Origin of the sequence: Phytobacter diazotrophicus (assembly GCF_052061655.1) — a bacterium.
Classification (GTDB): Bacteria; Pseudomonadota; Gammaproteobacteria; order Enterobacterales; family Enterobacteriaceae; genus Phytobacter; species Phytobacter diazotrophicus.
The window spans coordinates 5,433,668-5,453,032 of sequence record NZ_CM125428.1 but is presented as its reverse complement, the minus strand read 5'-3'; the positions used below and the strand labels follow the sequence as shown (position 1 = coordinate 5,453,032).

The following is a 19,365-nucleotide window of genomic DNA, read 5'->3' as shown; positions in this document are numbered from 1 at the left end:
CATGTCGCTGGCAAAAGCTTCTGTCTGGACGGCGGCAAGTACTCTCCTCAAGATTGGCGCCGGGCTACTGGTGGTTAAACTGCTGGCGCTGGCCTATGGCCCCTCCGGGGTTGGGCAGGCGGGTAACTTTCGTCAGTTGATCATTGTGCTCGGCGTGCTTGCAGGCGCAGGTATCTTTAATGGCGTGACGAAATTTGTCTCTCAACACCATGATGACCCCACGCGATTACGTGAGGTCGTCGGCACGTCTTCTGCCATGGTGCTGGGCTTCTCAATGCTGCTGGCGCTGATCTTTTTACTGGCGGCGGCGCCGATCAGTCGCGGCTTGTTTGGTCATGGTGATTACCAGGGGCTGGTGCGGCTGGTGGCGCTGGTGCAAATGGGAATTGCCTGGGCGAACCTGCTGCTGGCGGTGATGAAAGGCTTTCGCGATGCGGCGGGTAACGCGCTGTCACTGATTATTGGTAGCGTGGTGGGGGTGGCCGCCTGGTATCTTTGCTATAAGCTGGGTGAGTATCAGGGAGCATTGCTTGGTATGGCGTTGGTGCCTGCGCTAGTGGTCTTCCCGGCGATGTTGTTGCTAATGCGCCGCAGCCACGTTCCATTAAGCTATTTTCGCCCACGTTGGGATAACGGGCTGGCCGGGCAACTCAGCAAATTCACTCTGATGGCACTTATCACGTCTGTCACGATCCCGCTGGCCTATGTGATGATGCGAAATTTGCTGGCTGCCCATTACAGCTGGGACGACGTGGGAATCTGGCAAGGGGTAAGCAGTATCTCCGATGCTTATCTACAATTTATTACCGCCTCGTTTAGCGTGTATCTGCTTCCTACTCTCTCGAGGCTCGCCACAAAACAGGACATCACCCGCGAGATCGTGAAATCGCTGCGCTTTGTGTTGCCTGCGGTGGCGGCCGTGAGTTTCTGTGTCTGGTTGCTGCGCGACGTGGCTATCTGGCTGCTGTTTTCTGACAAATTTACGGCGATGCGTGACCTGTTTGCCTGGCAACTGGTTGGGGACGTATTGAAAGTGGGCGCTTACGTTTTTGGTTATCTGGTTATCGCGAAAGCCTCGCTGCGCTTTTATATTCTGGCGGAAGTGAGTCAGTTTGCTTTGCTGACGCTTTTTTCCCGTCTCCTGATCCCGACCCACGGTGCGGCAGGAGCGGCGCAGGCCTATATGGCAACCTACATAATTTATTTCGCCCTCTGTTGTGGCGTGTTTTTACTCTGGCGTAGACGGGCATGACGGCACTCATACACGTACTGGGATCGGATATCCCTCATCATAATCACACCGTGCTGCGTTTCTTTAATGAACATCTCGCGGCAACGGGCATCCATGCCCGTGAATTTATGCTCGCCGGAAAGGACGACGGCATGAGTGACGCTTACCCGAACCTGCATTTGCATTTTTATGGCAGTAAGCAGGAGCTGGCGAAGGCCGTTATTGCCAAAGCGCAGGCCGACAGGCAGCAACGTTTCTTTTTTCACGGTCAATTCAATACCGGTATCTGGCTGGCACTGCTACGCGGGGCGATTAAGCGCTCGCAATTTCACTGGCATGCCTGGGGCGCCGATCTGTATGAGGTCTCCCGTAGCCTGAAATTCCGCCTGTTTTACCCGTTGCGGCGTCTGGCGCAGGGAAGAGTCGGCACTATCTTCGCGACTCGTGGCGATCTGGCCTGGTTTGCAGACCGGCACCCGGATATACGCGGTGAGTTGCTGTACTTCCCAACGCGTATGGACCCGGCACTCAACACGCTGGGCTATGAAATGCAGCGCGAGGGCAAGCTGACGCTGTTGGTGGGGAATTCCGGCGATCCCAGCAATGAACATATCGCCGCCTTAAAAGCGATTCATCGGCAGTTTGGCGATACGGTAAATATCATTGTGCCCATGGGCTACCCGGCAAATAACGAAGTCTACATTGAGCTGGTTCGTCAGGCCGGGCTGGCACTGTTTAGCCCGGACAATTTGCGTATCCTGAACGAGAAGATGGCGTTTGATGATTACCTGACACTGTTGAGCCAGTGCGACCTGGGTTATTTCATCTTCGCGCGCCAGCAAGGTATCGGTACGCTGTGTCTATTGATTCAGGCGGGTGTGCCCTGTGTGCTCAACCGCAAGAACCCGTTCTGGCGGGATATGGTGGAAGAAGGCGTTCCAGTGCTGTTTACCGATGATCTGCTCAATGAAGCGATCATTCGTGAAGCGCAACGTCAGTTGCTGGCGGTCGACAAAGATACCATCACTTTCTTTAGTCCGAACTTTATTGCACCCTGGCATCAGGCACTGTGCATTGCCGCAGGGGAGGCGTGATGAGTCCGCTTGAATTCAGTGGGTTGCTGATCATCTGGCTGCTGGCGACGCTGTTTATCGCCACGCTGACGTGGTTTGAGTTCCGCCGCGTGCGCTTTAATTTCAATGTCTTTTTTTCATTGCTGTTTTTGCTAACGTTTTTCTTCGGTTTTCCATTGACCAGCATCCTGGTGTTTCGCTTCGATGTTGGCGTGGCACCGCCTGGCGTTATGCTACAGTCGTTGCTGGCTGCGGCCTGTTTTTATGGTGTGTACTATGTGACGTATAAAACACGGTTGCGTGCATCATCCCGTGTGGATGAACGCCGTCCTCTGTTTACCGTCAATCGGGTGGAGACGCATTTAACCTGCGCGATGCTGATGATTCTTGCGCTGGTGAGTGTGGGTATCTTTTTCATGCATAACGGCTTTTTGCTGTTCCGTCTGCATTCCTATAGTCAGATTTTTTCCAGTGAAGTCTCTGGTGTCGCGCTCAAGCGGTTCTTCTATTTCTTTATCCCCGCCATGCTGGTGGTCTATTTCCTGCGTCAGGATGGGCGGGCGTGGCTGTTCTTCCTGGTCAGTACCGTGGCGTTTGGCCTGCTGACCTATATGATTGTCGGCGGGACGCGCGCGAACATTATCATCGCGTTCGCCATCTTCTTGTTTATCGGGATTATCCGTGGCTGGATTTCGCTGTGGATGCTGGCAGCGGCAGGGGTAATGGGCATTGTCGGCATGTTCTGGCTGGCGCTTAAACGCTACGGGCTCAATGTCAGCGGTGATGAGGCGTTTTACACCTTCTTGTATCTCACCCGCGATACCTTCTCGCCCTGGGAAAATCTGTCGTTGCTGCTGCAAAATTACGACAAGATCGATTTCCAGGGGTTAGCTCCAATCGTTCGTGATTTCTATGTCTTTATTCCCACCTGGCTGTGGCCTTCACGTCCTGGCATTGTGTTGAATTCGGCGAACTATTTTACGTGGGAAGTGTTGAATAACCACTCGGGTCTGGCGATTTCCCCCACCCTGATTGGCTCACTGGTGGTAATGGGCGGTGTCTGGTTTATTCCGTTGGGTGCGGTAGTGGTTGGGCTGATTATCAAGTGGTTTGACTGGTTATATACCCTTGGCAATCGGGAGACCAACCGCTACAAGGCCGCCATTTTGCACAGTTTCTGTTTTGGTGCCATCTTCAACATGATCGTGCTGGCGCGTGAAGGGCTGGACGCATTTGCTTCTCGAGTGGTCTTTTTCCTCGTCATCTTTGGCGCCTGCCTGCTGACGGCGAAACTGTTGTACTGGCTGTTTGATAGTGCCGGGTTGATTAACAAGCGCGGCACCTCTTTGTCGCGGGTCTGACTAAGGATACGAATGACTGACAACACAGTGGCTCCGGTGTATGAGCTACGTGGGCTGAAATTGATTGGCTGGCGTGATATGCAACATGCACTGGACTATTTATATGCCGGTGGCGCACTTAAGGAAGGAACCCTGGTCGCCATCAACGCTGAGAAAATGCTCACTATTGAGGACAACCCGCAGGTGAGGTCGCTGATTGAGGCGGCTGAATTCAAATATGCCGATGGTATTAGCGTGGTGCGATCGATCCGGAAGAAATTTCCGCAGGCACGCGTTGAGCGTGTTGCGGGGGCCGATCTCTGGGAAGCGCTGATGGAAAGAGCGGGGCGCGAAGGGACGCCGGTATTTTTGTTGGGCGGAAAGCCAGAAGTGCTGGAGCAAACGGAAGATAAGCTGCGTAAACAGTGGCAGGTCAATATCGTTGGCAGCCAGGACGGTTATTTCCGTGCCGAAGACAGGCAGGCGCTGTTTGAGCGGATTCGTGCGAGCGGAGCGAAAATCGTGACCGTCGCGATGGGCTCACCGCGCCAGGAGATACTGATGCGTGACTGCCGCGAAGTCTACGCTCACGCCCTCTATATGGGCGTCGGCGGTACCTATGACGTCTTTACCGGTTATGTAAAACGAGCGCCGGGCATCTGGCAACGACTGGGGCTTGAGTGGCTGTATCGCCTGCTTTCGCAGCCGAGCCGCGTCACCCGACAGCTACGTCTGCTGCGTTACTTGTCCTGGCATTACCGCGGAAATCTGTAATTTTCTCCTGCCATGCCCCGTTGATATGGGGCATTCGCTTTTTTATTGTGCGATACCCAGATTTTTTTTACACATCATTTGCCATTTTCATCATTTTAAGAAACCATTCGCTCACTCAATGCATCATCCCAGTATATTTTGCGCGGTTATCGCCTCCGGGATGGCTTTGACGCACGTTATTCTCATAAAAACAACCCGCACAGCGGGAAAGTTGCAAACACGACAGAGGTTATATGGCTGAAAACAAACCCGAGCTCCAGCGCGGCCTGGAGTCTCGTCACATTGAATTGATTGCCCTGGGCGGCACGATAGGTGTGGGGCTCTTTATGGGGGCCGCAAGCACCCTGAAATGGGCCGGTCCTTCCGTGCTACTGGCGTACATTATCGCCGGGCTTTTTGTCTTCTTCATCATGCGCTCAATGGGCGAAATGCTCTTCCTGGAACCCGTTACCGGTTCATTCGCCGTTTATGCGCACCGCTATATGAGTCCCTTCTTTGGATATCTTACCGCCTGGTCCTACTGGTTTATGTGGATGGCGGTTGGTATCTCGGAAATTACGGCCATCGGCGTCTATGTGCAGTTTTGGTTCCCGGACCTGGCGCAGTGGATACCCGCGCTGATTGCCGTTGGGCTGGTTGCAGTCGCGAACCTGGCGGCGGTACGTCTGTATGGTGAAATCGAATTCTGGTTCGCAATGATCAAGGTCACCACCATCATCGTGATGATTATCGTGGGGCTGGGCGTTATCTTCTTTGGTTTTGGTAATGGCGGCCACGCGATTGGGTTTAGCAATCTGACTGAGCACGGCGGCTTCTTTGCAGGCGGCTGGAAGGGGTTCCTGACGGCGCTGTGTATCGTTGTGGCGTCTTACCAGGGCGTAGAGCTTATCGGTATCACCGCCGGTGAAGCGAAAAACCCGCAAGTGACGCTGCGCAGCGCGGTAAGCAAAGTGCTGTGGCGTATCCTGATTTTTTATGTGGGCGCGATTTTCGTTATCGTGACTATCTTCCCGTGGAATGAGATCGGCACTAACGGTAGCCCGTTTGTTCTGACTTTCGCCAGGATCGGCATTACCGCAGCGGCAGGTATCATCAACTTTGTTGTGCTGACGGCTGCACTGTCTGGCTGTAACAGCGGTATGTACAGCTGTGGGCGCATGCTCTATGCACTGGCGAAAAACCGTCAGCTACCGGCGGGTGTGGCGAAAGTCTCGAAAAACGGCGTTCCCGTTGCTGGCGTGACCATTTCTATCATCATCCTGCTGATTGGCTCGTGCCTGAACTACATCATTCCTAACCCGCAGCGCGTGTTTGTCTATGTTTATAGCGCCAGCGTACTACCGGGTATGGTGCCGTGGTTTGTGATTTTGATTAGCCAACTACGATTCCGCCATGCGCATCGTCAGGCGATTGCCAGCCATCCGTTCCGCTCCGTGCTGTTCCCGTGGGCCAACTACGCGACCATGGCTTTCCTGGTGTGCGTGCTGATTGGTATGGCCTTCAATGAAGACACCCGTATGTCACTGTTTGTGGGTATCATCTTCATGGCAGCAGTGAGCGTTATTTATAAGGTGCTGGGTTTAAACCGCCACGCTGTGACGCAGCGAGTGGGGGAATAATCAGCAAAATGCGCAAAGCATAACCAAACGCGCATTTTATTTAAAAAGGCACTAGACAGAGGGGGGGGAAGTCCGTATTATCCACCCCCGCAACGGCGCTAAGCGCCCGTAGCTCAGCTGGATAGAGCGCTGCCCTCCGGAGGCAGAGGTCTCAGGTTCGAATCCTGTCGGGCGCACCATTTAACCCGGTGCTTGATGAGCTGCGGTGGCCTGTGAAATCACAGGGCCGCGTGAAAAGATTTGTAGTGGTGGCTATAGCTCAGTTGGTAGAGCCCTGGATTGTGATTCCAGTTGTCGTGGGTTCGAGTCCCATTAGCCACCCCATTATTTAGTAGTAAAAGTTTCGTGGAATGCGAAGGTGGCGGAATTGGTAGACGCGCTAGCTTCAGGTGTTAGTGTCCTTAGGATGTGGGGGTTCGAGTCCCCCCCCTCGCACCACAACTTAGATTGAACAAAAATTCAAAAAGCAGTACATCGGCGAGTAGCGCAGCTTGGTAGCGCAACTGGTTTGGGACCAGTGGGTCGGAGGTTCGAATCCTCTCTCGCCGACCACTTTTGAACCCCGCTTGAATAAAGCGGGGTTTTTTGTTTTTTGCATTCTAAAAACCTCTCATTTTACGGTGTTGCGTATCAGCGACAACCCAACCTACCTTTGTCGTCAATTGGTGACATCTAATTCCATGATTTATAAGGGGTAGGCTGTCTGACATTGTAGCTGTCTCCTGTGGGCGACAATAAAGCGTCTGGCACCGTAACTAAATTGGGCCGATTGCCGCCGCAGAGCCCGGTTTTCCTGTTATCTGAAAAGCACTTAAGCGTGCTGTTTTGCTAATGCGAACCTGGCACACTATGTGCAATAATATACGTGTAGATGCTCCTTCCACCTCTTATGTTCGCCTTCTGGCCTCATAAACTCCGGAATGATGCAGAGCCGTTTACGGTGCTTATCGTCCACTGACAGATGTCGCTTCGGCCTCATCAAACACCATGGACACTACGTTGAGTGAAGCACCCATTTATGTTGTCAAACAGACCTGTTTTAACGCCTGCTTTCGAGCAGGCGTTTTTTTATGCCTTATTCCCGGTAGCGTGCCATCACCACACTCATCAAAAGCAATGCGCTCAGTGATACGCTGTAGAGCGCCTGCGCGGCGCCCCATTCGCTGGCAAGCCAGGCCGCAATGGTGGTCATCAGAGTGGCGGTTAATGTTTGCCAGCGCCACGCTTTTGCGCTGGCTGCCGGGATCTCATCTCCGCTAAACCCGGCAAGCAGACTAAACGTACCGACAGCAAACACCACATTCGAGGCCAGATGGGCGATAAAAATAAGCCCCAATGCCGCGCTCTTCTCCTCTGAGAGCAGCGGCAGCAGGCCGTATGCGCCAAGGAAAATGGCCAGACACAGCACTAACAGGCGATTGCGACGGGCATAGTGCGGCAACTTTTCACCATTCAGCAGCAGCGGGCCACAAAGCTGTCCCAGGCTACGGGCGAACAGTAGCGGTAATGCCAGCCCGGTAGCGTCGTCCGGATGTATCTGTTGCGCCAGTGCGGGCAAGAGCGCCATGGCTGGTGAACCAACCGCGGCAAGGGCAGGCAGGATCAGCAGGCTGCGCTTTTGTGCGGCGGTCAGTGAAGGCCATGCAATAGTCGATAACGGTTTGCCGTTATTGCGATTGCTCATGTCATGGGCACGATAATGTGCCCGTGTCAGCATGAGCAGAGCCACCGACGCCAGAAAACTCAGTGCATCAATGCTCAGCAATATTAGCGGGGCAACATGGTCGAACAACAGCACGCCCACCCCCGTTCCCAGCAATACCTGAGAGGCAAAAATAACGCTCTCCATCCCTGTGGCCGCAGGCAATTCATCATGCGTAAGGCCGCGCTTGAATACCAACGCCAGCGCAGGCCAGAACATCCCGCCCAGCAACGCCTCTGCCGACTGAACCATCAGCAAAGCGGGGATACTGTGATACATGAGCCCGAACAGAGGAAGGGCGAGGGCGACCATACCCAACAGCTCTGTGATAATTAAAAGAGACAGGGGCGACAAACGTCGACAGAGCTTTTCTCCCGCCAGGCTGCCCACAAAGCCCGGTAGCGTTGCCAACAGGTAGGCGAGGGTGAGCGTTGAAGGTGAGGCATGCCAGCGTAAGAGCTGACCGAAGACCAGTACCTGGGTCAGGCCATTACCCACTGAAGATAAGACAAATGCGCAGAGCAGCCGCCGCAGCCAGCGGTGCGTGCGCAGCGCGCGCACGAGCGCGAATAATAGGGTGTTCATGGTAACGATTTCCCAAAACGAGTTATTTCCTGCAGCAAGCGCTGCATCGATTGAAAGGGGTTAACTCGGGAAGATCGTTACATTGGCAGAGACGTTCCGTTAACTGAGACGGGAAAACTGTAGCACAGGATATTCAGAAATGTCAGCCAGGCAAAAAATCGGGGCCTTGCGGCCCCGACAGAGGATCACGAAGGGGGGTTATTCTGCAACGTGAGCAGCAGACCATCACGACGCATCTCGGCGGCTTCTTCCGGCTGGTGCAGCCGGTCGAGGCAGTCAGCAAGCCAGGCGTAATCGAATGCATCCGGGCGTTGTTTCAGCGCGGCACGAAACGCCAGGCAGGCCTCTTTCCACTCGCCGTGTTTCATCAGTGATTGCCCCAGCGTACTCCAGAGCATCGGGCGGTCGCCCTGCGTTTTGATTTGCTGGCGCAGGACTTTTTCTACCTGCTCAGGATTATTGGTTTTCAGGCGCGGGATCACCAGAACCAGGCGGTCGTCATACTGTCGTTTCAGCCCATCCAGGAGGATCGCCTGGGCAGTATCGTGATCGTCACATTCGATAAGGTGTTCTGCCATTGCCACCTGCAAGGGGATTTGATGACGGGTTTTGCGACTCTGGTTTTTCCACCAGCTTCGTAGACCCTCGCTTCCCAGATCGGCACGCGCCTGATCCATTAGCCCAATCCAGGCTTGTTGCTGGAGTGCTTCGCGATGCGCCTCATCTCCGACGTTTGCTTTTGCCATCGACGGAATGATGTCCAGCAGTGAACTCCATGCGCCGGTGCGGATGTAAGCCTGTTCTGCCAGACGCAACACTTCTGGATGACGCGGGGTAATTTCCAGTAGTCGGTCAACGCCATGGCGCGCGGCATGATTTTCATTGCGTGCCAGTTGCAGACGTACACGGGTAATTTCGACCGGGATCGGATCGTTTTCCGACAGCTCTGCGGCACGCTCAAGGTGCTGATTCGCACGCACTTCATCGCCACGTTGCTGTGCCGCTTCGGCCGCCAGTAAGTAGTTCACCACGGGTTGTTGCGCATGATCGGCGTTTTTCGCCATCAACTTCTCAACCTGCTGATAATCGCCTTCTGCCAGCTTGATGAGCGCCAGTTCCGTCTGTTTGCGGGCGCGGCGACGTTTACGGCCAACGAACCAGCCACGCGTATGAGCGCCGGTGCGGAAAATACGGCGTAACAGCCATTCGAGGGCAAAAAGCACCACCAGCGCCAGTACCAGAATGATGACCAGGCCAGTGACGCTGGTTTCAATGTTGTAAGTGTCAGTCTGGATCAGCACATAGCCCTGATGGCCGGCGATCATCGGACCTAACACGATCCCGGCAATCAACAGCGCAAAGAGTAATAATACTTTCAGCATGATTATTCTCCCTGCGGCGCTTGAGCAGGCGCATTCGGATCCGGGGCAACGCCAGGCTGCGCCAGAAGATTACGCACACGGGTCTGCATCAGTTTCTCCAGAATCGGCTGGCTTTTCAGCGACTCAGGGACCGCCATGGCGATGGACTGCTGCTCGAGCTTGTCAATTTCCTCAAGAAACGCTTTGGTGGCGGAATCATCCGTATCGTAATAGGCGCGAATCCAGGTAGAGACATTATCCAGCGCCTGCTTGTAGGTCTCTTCCTGATGGCGAGGTACGGCCTGTGCCGCAACTAACAGCCTTGAGCGGATATTTTCGCGCAGATAGATGTCCTGGTTCGGTGCCAGCAATGGCACTGCGGTTTCATCGCGACGGCGAATCGTGATGAAGCTGTCCATAAAGTTCTGCCAGCTTTTTTGCAGATTCACGCGCCATTCGCTAAGGGAACTCGACAGCTCACTGCTGTCTGAATCCATCGGGGAATCGTCGTCGTTGTTATCCGCCAGACGCAGATTATCAATCTGGTTCGAGAGTTGGTTCACTTTCAGGATGATGCCATCATAATCCACCTGAGAAATCGCAGAGAGGCTGGCGACATCATCAGTAATGGCGCGGCGCGCAGTGATAAGGCTGGGATCGTTCATGTCCGCCAGGCTGGCATCGGCGCTTTTCAGCAGCGCCGCGGCGGTGGTGACATCCTGATCGCTCCACAGCTTACGCCCGGCCAGTTTGACCAGGAAATCAGCCTGCGCCAGTAGCCAGGTTTTCGCATCGGTGCCGGAAATAGTGGCGACTTTTTGCTGAACCTCATTTAACTGCCTGGCGAGCGCGTCTTGCTGACGTTTGGCCTCATCAAGCTGCGTGGCCTGCTGTTTAATAACGCCTTCCAGCCCGGCTTTTTGTTTGTCCTGCGCTTGCTGCATCGCAATGACCTGGTTGGCCAGCTCATCATTCGTTGCGCGCAGTACGGTAGTTTGCTGCTTTACCCAGCCATAAAGACCGACGCCTGCTGCCAGCGCAATTGCAATAGCAATCACGCTAAGTGCAAGACTTGTCTTGCCCGCGCGGTTGTTCTTCTCGGCGTTTTTCGGCGGCGGCGTGTAGCCATCAGCCTGCTTGGTTTCTTCAACCACGGCAGAGGAGTGTTGTTGTTCCGTCATTATGGCTTCCCATTATGAGTGTTATTGTAATGCGCGAAGCAGCGCATCGTTGTCTGCGTTTTCAGCGACCTGAATATCTTGCCAGCCCAGTTCCCGGGCGAGGTTCGCCAGACGCTCGCTGACGACCAACAGCCGACAGCGTAGTAACCAATTTTCGCGATACCAGAGCGGAATAAGCGTAAAAAGCTGTTGCAGCATCTCACCGCTGGTGACCACTATCGTATCGACACCGCGCGTATGCCAGCGCATGGCCTCTTGTGCCCCGTCATACAACTTCCCACAGCGTTGATAACATTCGCAAAACTCAACCTGAGCGCCGCGAGCCACCAGCGTTTCACCTAATAACTCACGTCCGCCGTTTCCCCGTAAGATTAGCGCACGTTTGCCCTGAATGTTTTGTAATTCAGGCAATTGTAGTAGGACTTCGCTGATTTCCTGGTCCAGTGGATAGCGAACCTCAATACCGCTGGCAGTATGTAACGCCAGCGCGGTTGTGCGACCAATGGCAAAGTAGCGTGGCTGTAAAGGCCAGTGAGCGTGGGTTTGCTGTAAATGCGCGTGGGCAAATGTCACGGCATGCTGTGATAAGGCAAAAACCATATCGTCTTGGCCCAGCGCCGACAGACGTTCGGGCAGCGTGTTGAGTTCCCTGCCTGGGGTGAACTCAATCAACGGAAAGCTCCATGCCACCTGTCCCAGTGCGCGCAGTCGGCTCACTAACATTTCCCCTGACGGGGAGGGGCGGGTGACAAGGATATTCATGCGGGCGCATCTCCGTTGTAGACGTCAGCCAAAATTTCACGTGCGCCGTTATCCAGCAGTTCCTCGGCAAGTGAGATACCTAACTGGACGGCTTCGTCCGGATGACCCCGGCGCTCGCCCTGGACCATTTTCGAACCGTCCGGCGCGCCAACCAGCGCACGCAGCCACAGTTCACCATCATGTAATTCAGCATAGCTGCCAATTGGTACCTGGCAGCCGCCTTCGAGACGGGTATTCATGGCACGCTCTGCGGAAACCCGCACGGCGGTTTCGTGATGGTTAAGCGGGGCGAGCAGCAAACGGGTGCGTTCGTCTGCAAGACGGCACTCAATGCCCACCGCCCCCTGACCCACTGCCGGGAGCGAAAGCTCTGCTGGCAGCGCGACGCGAATTCGCGATTCGAGCCCCAGACGTTTCAGGCCTGCCACCGCCAGGATGATGGCGTCATAATCACCGCTATCGAGTTTCGACAGACGGGTACCGACGTTGCCACGTAAAGAGCGGATCACCAGATCGGGGCGGCGTGCCGCCAACTGACACTGCCGACGTAAACTTGATGTGCCAACTACGCTTCCCGCAGGCAGCGCGTCGATGTCGCTGTAGTGATTAGAGACAAAGGCATCGCGCGGATCTTCACGCTCACAAATCGTCACCAGACCCAACCCTTCCGGGAACTCGACGGGGACATCTTTCATAGAGTGCACGGCGATATCGGCGCGATTTTCAAGCAATGCCAGCTCAAGTTCCTTCACAAACAGGCCCTTACCGCCGACTTTCGCCAGCGGTGTGTCCAGAATGACATCGCCACGCGTGACCATAGGCACCAGTTCGACCGTCAGGCCCGGGTGGAGTGCCTCAAGACGCTGCTTAACATATTGTGCCTGCCAAAGTGCAAGGGGACTTTGCCGTGTGGCAATTCTCAGAACATTGTCTAACATGCTTGTTACCGTCATTATCATCCATCGACCATCCTAACATTCTTGTCTTAGGGTGTCAGTGTTCGTGGTGATTGCATAGGTGAGGCGAGCACGGTCTCGTCAAAACGAGACACACCCTCAGCCGTAATTGGGAATTTACACATTGTAAATGGTGCTAAACTGGTATGTAGCGCATCTTTCTTTACGGTCAATCAGCAAGGTGTTAAATTGATCACGTTTTAGACCATTTTTTCGTCTGTACCACCACAAAGACAAGGGCGAAAAAAGGTGACGGCGATTTTGGACTTTCTGTAAACATCAGGCGATACGTCTTGTACCTCTATATTGAGACTCTGAAGCAGAGGCTGGATGCCATCAATCAATTGCGTGTGGATCGCGCGCTAGCGGCCATGGGCCCTGCTTTCCAGCAGGTCTACAGTCTGCTGCCCACGCTTTTGCACTACCATCATCCGTTGATGCCGGGCTACCTCGAAGGTAGCGTTCCAAAAGGCATTTGCCTCTACACGCCTGATGAAACCCAACGCCACTACCTCAACGAGCTTGAGCTCTACCGTGGAATGCCCCCGCAGGAATCGCCAAAAGGCGAGTTGCCGATAACCGGCGTCTACTCCATGGGCAGTACTTCATCGGTAGGACAAAGCTGCTCTTCTGACCTGGATATCTGGGTTTGCCACCAGTCGTGGCTCGATAACGAAGAGCGCCAATTGTTGCAGCGTAAATGCAGCCTGCTTGAGAGCTGGGCCGCATCGCTGGGTGTGGAAGTCAGCTTCTTCTTAATTGATGAAAACCGTTTCCGCCATAATGAAAGCGGCAGTCTGGGTGGTGAAGACTGTGGCTCGACGCAGCATATTTTGTTGCTCGATGAATTCTATCGTACCGCTGTGCGTCTGGCCGGTAAGCGTATTCTGTGGAATATGGTGCCGGGCGATGAAGAAGAGCACTATGACGATTACGTCATGACGCTCTATGCACAGGGCGTACTGACGCCAAATGAATGGCTGGACCTCGGCGGCCTGAGCTCCCTTTCCGCCGAAGAGTACTTCGGTGCCAGCCTGTGGCAGCTCTATAAAAGTATCGACTCCCCCTATAAAGCAGTGCTGAAAACCCTGCTACTGGAAGCCTATTCCTGGGAGTATCCGAACACCCGCCTGTTGGCGAAAGACATTAAACAGCGTCTGCACGACGGCGAAATCGTTTCGTTCGGTCTGGATCATTACTGCATGATGCTGGAGCGCGTCACCCATTATCTGACCGCGATTGAAGATTTCACGCGTCTTGATCTTGTGCGTCGATGTTTCTATTTAAAAGTGTGCGAGAAACTGAGCCGTGAGCGTGCCTGTGTGGGCTGGCGGCGTGAAGTGGTCAGTCAGCTAGTGAAAGAGTGGGGGTGGGACGAAGCGCGTCTCACCATGCTCGATAACCGGGCAAACTGGAAAATCGACCAGGTGCGTGAAGCGCATAACGAGCTGCTCGATGCCATGATGCAGAGTTACCGTAACCTGATTCGCTTTGCGCGCCGCAATAATCTGAGCGTCTCCGCCAGTCCGCAGGACATCGGTGTGCTGACCCGTAAGTTATATGCCGCTTTCGAAGCGTTGCCGGGTAAAGTCACCCTGGTGAATCCGCAGATTTCTCCGGATCTCTCCGAGCCTAATTTAACCTTTATCCATGTGCCGCCGGGCCGTGCGAATCGTACGGGTTGGTATCTGTACAACCGCGCCCCAAACATGGACTCTATTGTTAGTCACCAGCCGCTGGAATATAACCGTTACCTGAACAAACTGGTGGCGTGGGCGTGGTTCAATGGTTTGCTGACGTCGCGTACTCGCCTGTTTATTAAAGGTAATGGCATTGTCGATTTGGCAAAGCTGCAGGAGATGGTGGCGAATGTGTCCCATCACTTCCCGCTGCGTCTGCCTGCGCCAACGCCAAAAGCGTTGTACAGCCCGTGCGAAATTCGCCATCTGGCGATTATCGTGAACCTGGAATATGACCCGACTGCGGCATTCCGTAACCAGGTCGTGCATTTCGATTTCCGTAAGCTTGATGTGTTCAGCTTCGGTGAGCAGCAAAACTGTCTGGTTGGCAGCGTAGACCTGCTTTATCGCAACTCCTGGAATGAAGTGCGTACCCTGCATTTCAACGGCGAGCAGGCGATGATTGAAGCGCTGAAAACCATTCTGGGCAAAATGCATCAGGATGCCGCGCCGCCGGATAGCGTTGAAGTATTCTGTTATAGCCAGCATCTGCGCGGCTTGATCCGTACCCGCGTGCAGCAACTGGTTTCTGAATGTATTGAGCTGCGCCTGTCCAGTACCCGCCAGGAAACGGGGCGCTTTAAAGCGTTACGCGTGGCCGGACAGACCTGGGGGCTTTTCTTCGAGCGCCTGAATGTATCGGTGCAGAAACTGGAAAACGCGATTGAGTTTTATGGCGCGATTTCTCATAACAAACTGCACGGGCTGTCGGTTCAGGTCGAAACGAACCACGTCAAACTGCCGCAGGTGGTGGATGGGTTTGCCAGCGAAGGGATTATTCAATTCTTCTTTGAAGAGACCGGCGATGACGGTTTCAATATCTATATTCTGGATGAAAGCAACCGCGCGGAAGTCTATCACCACTGCGAAGGCAGCAAAGAGGAGCTGGTGCGCGATGTTAGCCGCTTCTATTCGTCTTCGCACGACCGCTTTACCTACGGCTCAAGCTTTATCAACTTTAACCTGCCGCAGTTCTATCAAATCGTGAATGTGGATGGCCGGGCGCAGGTGATTCCGTTCCGCAATCAGGCTATCACGCCCGTTGCGTCTGCTAATCAGGATAACGACGCACCGCTCTTGCAGCAGTACTTCTCCTGATGTTTTAGTGGGTCGCCCGGGTAAGCGCAGCGTACCCGGGACTCCCGGATGCGGCGCAATGCCTTATCCGGGGTTAGATGTTAGCCGCGAAAACTTACCTCTTCACCAGCCTGTTGCGTCGCCGCCTGTTCCAGCAGATCCCAGAAGGTTTCGCCTGAACGGTCGCAAACCCACTCGTCACCTTTCAGATCGAAATGGTAACCGCCTTGTTTGGCCGCCAGCCACACCTGATGCAGGGGTTCCTGGCGGTTAATGATGATTTTGCTGCCGTTTTCAAAGGTGATAGTCAATATGCCGCCGTTAATTTCGCAGTCGATATCGCTGTCGCCGTCCCAGTCGTCCAGACGCTCTTCAATGGTCATCCAAAGAGTGTCAGCAAGGCGATGAAATTCACTGTCGTTCATTGTCGTTTCCCGTTTTACGTGATGGCGGCAGTATAACGCGAAACATTTCCCGCTGCAGGGTGAGTGCAAACTCTTGCTTTTGTGTCTTCTCCTGCGATGATAGAAAGCAGAAAGAATGAACCAACAGGCAACCTACAATGAAAGACGTGTGTCGAACCCTGGCTGTATTATTAACCTTATTTAGCCTGACGGGCTGTGGTCTGAAAGGGCCGCTCTATTTTCCGCCGGCTGACAAAAATGCGCCGCCGCCAACCAAAAAAACCGAAAGCGCCATTCAGACAACGACCCCGGATCGTAACGATCGTGGCGATAATGGTGGCCCAACGCAGGTGAATTACTAACGTTCCCGTGCTGTATCCGCGTATATGGAGTAGATGATGCAGTTCTCTAAAATGCATGGCCTTGGCAACGATTTTATGGTCGTCGACGCGGTAACGCAGAATGTCTTTTTTTCCCCTGATCTGATCCGTCGTATGGCTGACAGGCATCTCGGAGTGGGGTTCGATCAACTGCTGGTGGTCGAACCCCCCTACGATCCCGAACTCGATTTCCACTATCGCATCTTTAATGCTGACGGCAGCGAAGTCTCCCAGTGCGGAAATGGCGCACGTTGTTTTGCCCGTTTTGTGCGCTTAAAAGGGTTGACCAATAAACGTGACATTCGCGTCAGCACCGCGAATGGCCGCATGGTATTAACCGTAACGGATGATGAGCTGGTGCGCGTGAACATGGGCGAACCCAACTTCGAGCCATCGCAGGTTCCGTTCCGGGCGAACAAAGCGGAAAAGACCTATATTATGCGTGCGGCGGAACAAACAATATTGTGCGGCGTTGTCTCAATGGGCAATCCGCACTGTGTTATCCAGGTCGATGATGTCGATACCGCTCCGGTTGAAACGCTGGGGCCGGTAATGGAGAGCCACGAACGCTTTCCTGAGCGCGCCAATATTGGTTTCATGCAAGTGGTCAAACGCGATTACATCCGACTGCGCGTGTATGAACGCGGCGCGGGCGAAACGCAGGCCTGCGGAAGCGGCGCTTGCGCGGCGGTCGCGGTCGGCATCCAGCAAGGTTTGCTGGCAGAAGAAGTACGTGTGGAACTCCCAGGCGGTCGGCTGGATATCGCATGGAAAGGACCGGGCCAACCGTTGTTTATGACTGGCCCGGCGGCACATGTCTATGACGGATTTATTCATCTATGAAGCAACCAGGGGAAGAACTGCAGGAAACGTTTATGGAACTGGATGACCACGCTGTCGTCGATTATCTGTTGCGTAATCCTGAGTTTTTTATCCGTAATGCACACGCTGTTGAAGCTATTCGTGTTCCTCATCCCGTACGCGGTTCGATTTCGTTAGTCGAGTGGCACATGGTGCGGGCACGTAACCATATCAACGTGCTGGAAGAGAACATGACGTTGCTGATGGAGCAGGCCAGCGCCAATGAAGGTCTGTTCTATCGCCTGTTGCGTCTGCAGGGCAAACTGGCATCGGCCAAAAGCCTTGAGGAAATGTTGAATCGCTTCCAGCGGTGGGCCAGAGATTTGGGGCTGGCAGGCGCTACCGTCCGCCTGTTCCCGGACCGCTGGCGTCTTGGCGCGCCGTCCGGTTTTACCCACCTTGCGCTCTCACGCCAGGCTTTTGAGCCACTGCGTATTCAGCGTCTGGGTCAACAGCAGCACTATCTCGGTTCACTGAACGGACCGGAGTTACTCTTACTTTTGCCGGAAGCGAAAGCGATCGGTTCTGTGGCGGTAACAATGATGGGGCCAGACGCCGATTTGGGCGTGGTGCTGTTCAGTAGTCGCGACCCGCATCACTACCAGCATGGCCAGGGCACGCAACTGCTGGAAGAGATCGCCATAATGTTACCGGACCTGCTGGAGCGCTGGATCGAGCGCGTATGACCGATTCGCCTCTGCATCTGGCCGTCACGCGTTTTCTGCGCTATCTGGGCGTGGAGCGTCAGTTAAGCCCCATCACGCTTCTCAATTATCAGCGTCAGCTTGATGCCATCATTGCGCTTGCCGGGGAAATCGGCCTGCAGCGCTGGCAACAATGTGACGCCGCCGCGGTACGGGCTTTTGCCGTACGCAGTCGCCGCAAAGGACTGGGAGCCGCCAGTCTGGCGCTACGCCTTTCGGCTTTACGCAGCTTCTTTGACTGGCTGGTGAGTCAGGGCGAGCTTCCGGCCAACCCCGCGAAGGGTATTTCCGCTCCGAAAACGCCGCGTCACTTGCCAAAAAATATCGACGTGGACGACGTAAACCGTCTGCTGGATATCGATCTTAACGATCCGCTGGCGGTACGCGACAGGGCGATGCTGGAGGTAATGTACGGTGCCGGGCTGCGTTTATCCGAACTGGTGGGGCTGGATATCAAACACCTTGATTTGGAAAGTGGTGAGGTCTGGGTGATGGGGAAAGGCAGCAAAGAGCGCCGTTTACCTGTCGGGCGTAATGCGGTCATCTGGATTGAACACTGGCTGGATTTACGCGGGTTATTTGGCAGCGAAGAAGAGGCGCTGTTTCTCTCGAAATTGGGGAAACGTATTTCCGCACGCAATGTGCAAAAACGCTTTGCTGAGTGGGGAATCAAACAGGGGCTGAACAGTCACGTGCACCCGCATAAACTGCGTCACTCCTTTGCCACCCATATGCTGGAGTCCAGCGGCGATCTGCGCGGCGTGCAGGAACTGTTGGGGCATGCTAACCTTTCCACCACACAAATCTATACCCATCTTGATTTTCAATACCTTGCCTCAGTGTATGACGCAGCGCATCCACGCGCCAAACGGGGGAAATAATGCGATTTTACCGGCCTGTGGGCCTCATCTCTGCCATCACTTTTGATCTCGACGATACCCTTTACGATAACCGCCCGGTTATTCTGCGCACTGAACAGGAATCCCTGCTGTTTGTGCAACAATATCACCCCTCGCTGAATGCGCTGGAAAACACGGATTTGAAACGCATTCGCCAGTCGTTGTTGCTCGCGGAACCGGAGATCTACCACGATGTGACCGAATGGCGTCGTCGTGCGGTCGAACGCGCCATGCTGGATGCCGGGTTAACCGTTGATGAAGCGGCAGAAGGGGCGCAAGCGGCAATGCAGCACTTCGCGAAATGGCGCAGCCGTGTTGATGTGCCGCAAGAGACCCACGAAACCCTGGCAAAGCTCGCTGAAAAATGGCCGCTAGTGGCGATCACTAACGGCAATGCGCAGCCAGCGTTATTCGGCCTGGACGATTACTTTGAATTTGTGCTGCGCGCTGGCCCTGACGGGCGTGCGAAGCCGTTTAATGATATGTACCACCTTGCGGCTGAACGTCTGAACATTCCGTTGGGTGAAATTCTGCACGTCGGTGATGACCTGACGACAGATGTCGCCGGTGCCATTCGCTGTGGTATGCAGGCCTGCTGGATCAAACCGGAAGGGGCAGACCTGCTGACGGCTTCTGATAGCCGATTGCTGCCACATCTGGAGATTTCGCGGTTGGCATCCCTCACCACGCTGATATAATCACCACAAGTTCTGTATA

At 54.4% G+C, this 19,365-nt stretch carries 17 protein-coding genes and 4 tRNA genes; 15 read left to right on the top strand and 6 right to left on the bottom strand.

Annotated elements, in window-relative coordinates:
* Position 1 precedes the first annotated feature (1 nt).
* The 9 genes from wzxE to ACS0RQ_RS26330 all read left to right on the top strand — a co-directional run bounded on the left by wzxE (position 2) and on the right by ACS0RQ_RS26330 (position 6,589).
* Complete coding sequence (gene wzxE / locus ACS0RQ_RS26370; RefSeq protein ID WP_271850792.1) at positions 2-1,252, top strand: lipid III flippase WzxE; 1,251 nt, start codon at positions 2-4, stop codon at positions 1,250-1,252.
* Positions 1,249-2,325 carry a TDP-N-acetylfucosamine:lipid II N-acetylfucosaminyltransferase gene (locus tag ACS0RQ_RS26365; protein WP_271850793.1) on the top strand — a complete coding sequence of 359 codons (1,077 nt, stop codon included), beginning with the start codon at positions 1,249-1,251 and terminating at the stop codon, positions 2,323-2,325. The genes wzxE and ACS0RQ_RS26365 overlap by 4 nt, the downstream gene beginning before the upstream one ends.
* Positions 2,325-3,665, top strand: a complete 1,341-nt coding sequence (wzyE, locus tag ACS0RQ_RS26360; protein ID WP_039077020.1) for an ECA oligosaccharide polymerase — start codon at positions 2,325-2,327, stop codon at positions 3,663-3,665. The genes ACS0RQ_RS26365 and wzyE overlap by 1 nt, the downstream gene beginning before the upstream one ends.
* A gap of 12 nt (positions 3,666-3,677) precedes the next feature.
* The gene (wecG, locus tag ACS0RQ_RS26355) at positions 3,678-4,418 is read left to right on the top strand and encodes a lipopolysaccharide N-acetylmannosaminouronosyltransferase (protein ID WP_039077021.1); all 741 of its coding nucleotides are present in this window, start codon (positions 3,678-3,680) and stop codon (positions 4,416-4,418) included.
* Between the two features lie 233 nt (positions 4,419-4,651).
* Positions 4,652-6,037: a bifunctional threonine/serine APC transporter ThrP gene (thrP, locus tag ACS0RQ_RS26350; protein WP_271850794.1), complete on the top strand. Its 1,386-nt coding sequence runs from the start codon at positions 4,652-4,654 to the stop codon at positions 6,035-6,037.
* A 102-nt stretch (positions 6,038-6,139) separates the two neighbouring features.
* Positions 6,140-6,216 (top strand) — tRNA-Arg (locus tag ACS0RQ_RS26345).
* A 69-nt stretch (positions 6,217-6,285) separates the two neighbouring features.
* Positions 6,286-6,361, top strand: a tRNA-His gene (locus tag ACS0RQ_RS26340).
* Positions 6,362-6,389: 28 nt separating this feature from the next.
* A tRNA-Leu gene (locus tag ACS0RQ_RS26335) sits at positions 6,390-6,475 on the top strand.
* Positions 6,476-6,512: 37 nt separating this feature from the next.
* Positions 6,513-6,589 (top strand) — tRNA-Pro (locus tag ACS0RQ_RS26330).
* A gap of 523 nt (positions 6,590-7,112) precedes the next feature.
* Here the strand turns inward: ACS0RQ_RS26330 and ACS0RQ_RS26325 are convergent.
* The 5 genes from ACS0RQ_RS26325 to hemC form a co-directional block, all read right to left on the bottom strand.
* Positions 7,113-8,324 (bottom strand): MFS transporter, encoded by a 1,212-nt coding sequence (locus ACS0RQ_RS26325; protein WP_271850795.1) that lies wholly within the window; start codon positions 8,322-8,324, stop codon positions 7,113-7,115.
* A gap of 185 nt (positions 8,325-8,509) precedes the next feature.
* Positions 8,510-9,706 carry a protoheme IX biogenesis protein HemY gene (gene hemY / locus ACS0RQ_RS26320; RefSeq protein ID WP_039077024.1) on the bottom strand — a complete coding sequence of 399 codons (1,197 nt, stop codon included), beginning with the start codon at positions 9,704-9,706 and terminating at the stop codon, positions 8,510-8,512.
* 2 nt (positions 9,707-9,708) lie between these two features.
* The gene (hemX, locus tag ACS0RQ_RS26315) at positions 9,709-10,866 is read right to left on the bottom strand and encodes a uroporphyrinogen-III C-methyltransferase (protein ID WP_271850796.1); all 1,158 of its coding nucleotides are present in this window, start codon (positions 10,864-10,866) and stop codon (positions 9,709-9,711) included.
* 21 nt (positions 10,867-10,887) lie between these two features.
* On the bottom strand, positions 10,888-11,628 hold the full coding sequence (hemD, locus tag ACS0RQ_RS26310) for a uroporphyrinogen-III synthase (protein ID WP_271850797.1): 741 nt from the start codon (positions 11,626-11,628) through the stop codon (positions 10,888-10,890).
* Positions 11,625-12,566 carry a hydroxymethylbilane synthase gene (gene hemC / locus ACS0RQ_RS26305; protein WP_108702383.1) on the bottom strand — a complete coding sequence of 314 codons (942 nt, stop codon included), beginning with the start codon at positions 12,564-12,566 and terminating at the stop codon, positions 11,625-11,627. Before hemC ends, hemD begins: the two co-directional genes overlap by 4 nt.
* Before the next feature lie 311 nt (positions 12,567-12,877).
* Between hemC and cyaA the strand changes: the two genes are divergently transcribed.
* A complete protein-coding gene (cyaA, locus tag ACS0RQ_RS26300) occupies positions 12,878-15,421 on the top strand; it encodes a class I adenylate cyclase (protein ID WP_039077028.1) in 2,544 nt (847 codons plus the stop codon).
* An 80-nt stretch (positions 15,422-15,501) separates the two neighbouring features.
* Here the strand turns inward: cyaA and cyaY are convergent, their stop codons facing one another.
* On the bottom strand, positions 15,502-15,825 hold the full coding sequence (gene cyaY / locus ACS0RQ_RS26295) for an iron donor protein CyaY (protein WP_039077029.1): 324 nt from the start codon (positions 15,823-15,825) through the stop codon (positions 15,502-15,504).
* A gap of 137 nt (positions 15,826-15,962) precedes the next feature.
* Here cyaY and lptM point away from each other — a divergent pair, with 137 nt between their 5' ends.
* The 5 genes from lptM to yigB are packed head-to-tail and all read left to right on the top strand — an operon-like array spanning position 15,963 to position 19,346.
* Positions 15,963-16,166, top strand: coding sequence for an LPS translocon maturation chaperone LptM (gene lptM / locus ACS0RQ_RS26290; protein WP_039077030.1), 204 nt, complete (start codon positions 15,963-15,965; stop codon positions 16,164-16,166).
* Between the two features lie 36 nt (positions 16,167-16,202).
* Positions 16,203-17,027: a diaminopimelate epimerase gene (gene dapF / locus ACS0RQ_RS26285; RefSeq protein ID WP_271850821.1), complete on the top strand. Its 825-nt coding sequence runs from the start codon at positions 16,203-16,205 to the stop codon at positions 17,025-17,027.
* Positions 17,024-17,731, top strand: a complete 708-nt coding sequence (locus ACS0RQ_RS26280; protein ID WP_039077032.1) for a DUF484 domain-containing protein — start codon at positions 17,024-17,026, stop codon at positions 17,729-17,731. The genes dapF and ACS0RQ_RS26280 overlap by 4 nt, the downstream gene beginning before the upstream one ends.
* Positions 17,728-18,630, top strand: coding sequence for a tyrosine recombinase XerC (xerC, locus tag ACS0RQ_RS26275; protein WP_271850798.1), 903 nt, complete (start codon positions 17,728-17,730; stop codon positions 18,628-18,630). The genes ACS0RQ_RS26280 and xerC overlap by 4 nt, the downstream gene beginning before the upstream one ends.
* Positions 18,630-19,346, top strand: coding sequence for a 5-amino-6-(5-phospho-D-ribitylamino)uracil phosphatase YigB (yigB, locus tag ACS0RQ_RS26270; RefSeq protein WP_271850799.1), 717 nt, complete (start codon positions 18,630-18,632; stop codon positions 19,344-19,346). Before xerC ends, yigB begins: the two co-directional genes overlap by 1 nt.
* Positions 19,347-19,365: the final 19 nt, after the last annotated feature.

Bases quoted from the DNA above. Each gene is read 5' to 3' on its own strand.
- hemY (WP_039077024.1), bottom strand. From the start codon at position 9,706: ATGCTGAAAGTATTATTACTCTTTGCGCTGTTGATTGCCGGGATCGTG.
- hemC (WP_108702383.1), bottom strand. From the start codon at position 12,566: ATGTTAGACAATGTTCTGAGAATTGCCACACGGCAAAGTCCCCTTGCA.
- wzxE (WP_271850792.1), top strand. From the start codon at position 2: ATGTCGCTGGCAAAAGCTTCTGTCTGGACGGCGGCAAGTACTCTCCTC.
- hemD (WP_271850797.1), bottom strand. From the start codon at position 11,628: ATGAATATCCTTGTCACCCGCCCCTCCCCGTCAGGGGAAATGTTAGTG.
- xerC (WP_271850798.1), top strand. From the start codon at position 17,728: ATGACCGATTCGCCTCTGCATCTGGCCGTCACGCGTTTTCTGCGCTAT.
- wecG (WP_039077021.1), top strand. From the start codon at position 3,678: ATGACTGACAACACAGTGGCTCCGGTGTATGAGCTACGTGGGCTGAAA.
- ACS0RQ_RS26280 (WP_039077032.1), top strand. From the start codon at position 17,024: ATGAAGCAACCAGGGGAAGAACTGCAGGAAACGTTTATGGAACTGGAT.
- cyaY (WP_039077029.1), bottom strand. From the start codon at position 15,825: ATGAACGACAGTGAATTTCATCGCCTTGCTGACACTCTTTGGATGACC.
- wzyE (WP_039077020.1), top strand. From the start codon at position 2,325: ATGAGTCCGCTTGAATTCAGTGGGTTGCTGATCATCTGGCTGCTGGCG.
- ACS0RQ_RS26365 (WP_271850793.1), top strand. From the start codon at position 1,249: ATGACGGCACTCATACACGTACTGGGATCGGATATCCCTCATCATAAT.
- ACS0RQ_RS26325 (WP_271850795.1), bottom strand. From the start codon at position 8,324: ATGAACACCCTATTATTCGCGCTCGTGCGCGCGCTGCGCACGCACCGC.
- thrP (WP_271850794.1), top strand. From the start codon at position 4,652: ATGGCTGAAAACAAACCCGAGCTCCAGCGCGGCCTGGAGTCTCGTCAC.
- lptM (WP_039077030.1), top strand. From the start codon at position 15,963: ATGAAAGACGTGTGTCGAACCCTGGCTGTATTATTAACCTTATTTAGC.
- yigB (WP_271850799.1), top strand. From the start codon at position 18,630: ATGCGATTTTACCGGCCTGTGGGCCTCATCTCTGCCATCACTTTTGAT.
- dapF (WP_271850821.1), top strand. From the start codon at position 16,203: ATGCAGTTCTCTAAAATGCATGGCCTTGGCAACGATTTTATGGTCGTC.
- hemX (WP_271850796.1), bottom strand. From the start codon at position 10,866: ATGACGGAACAACAACACTCCTCTGCCGTGGTTGAAGAAACCAAGCAG.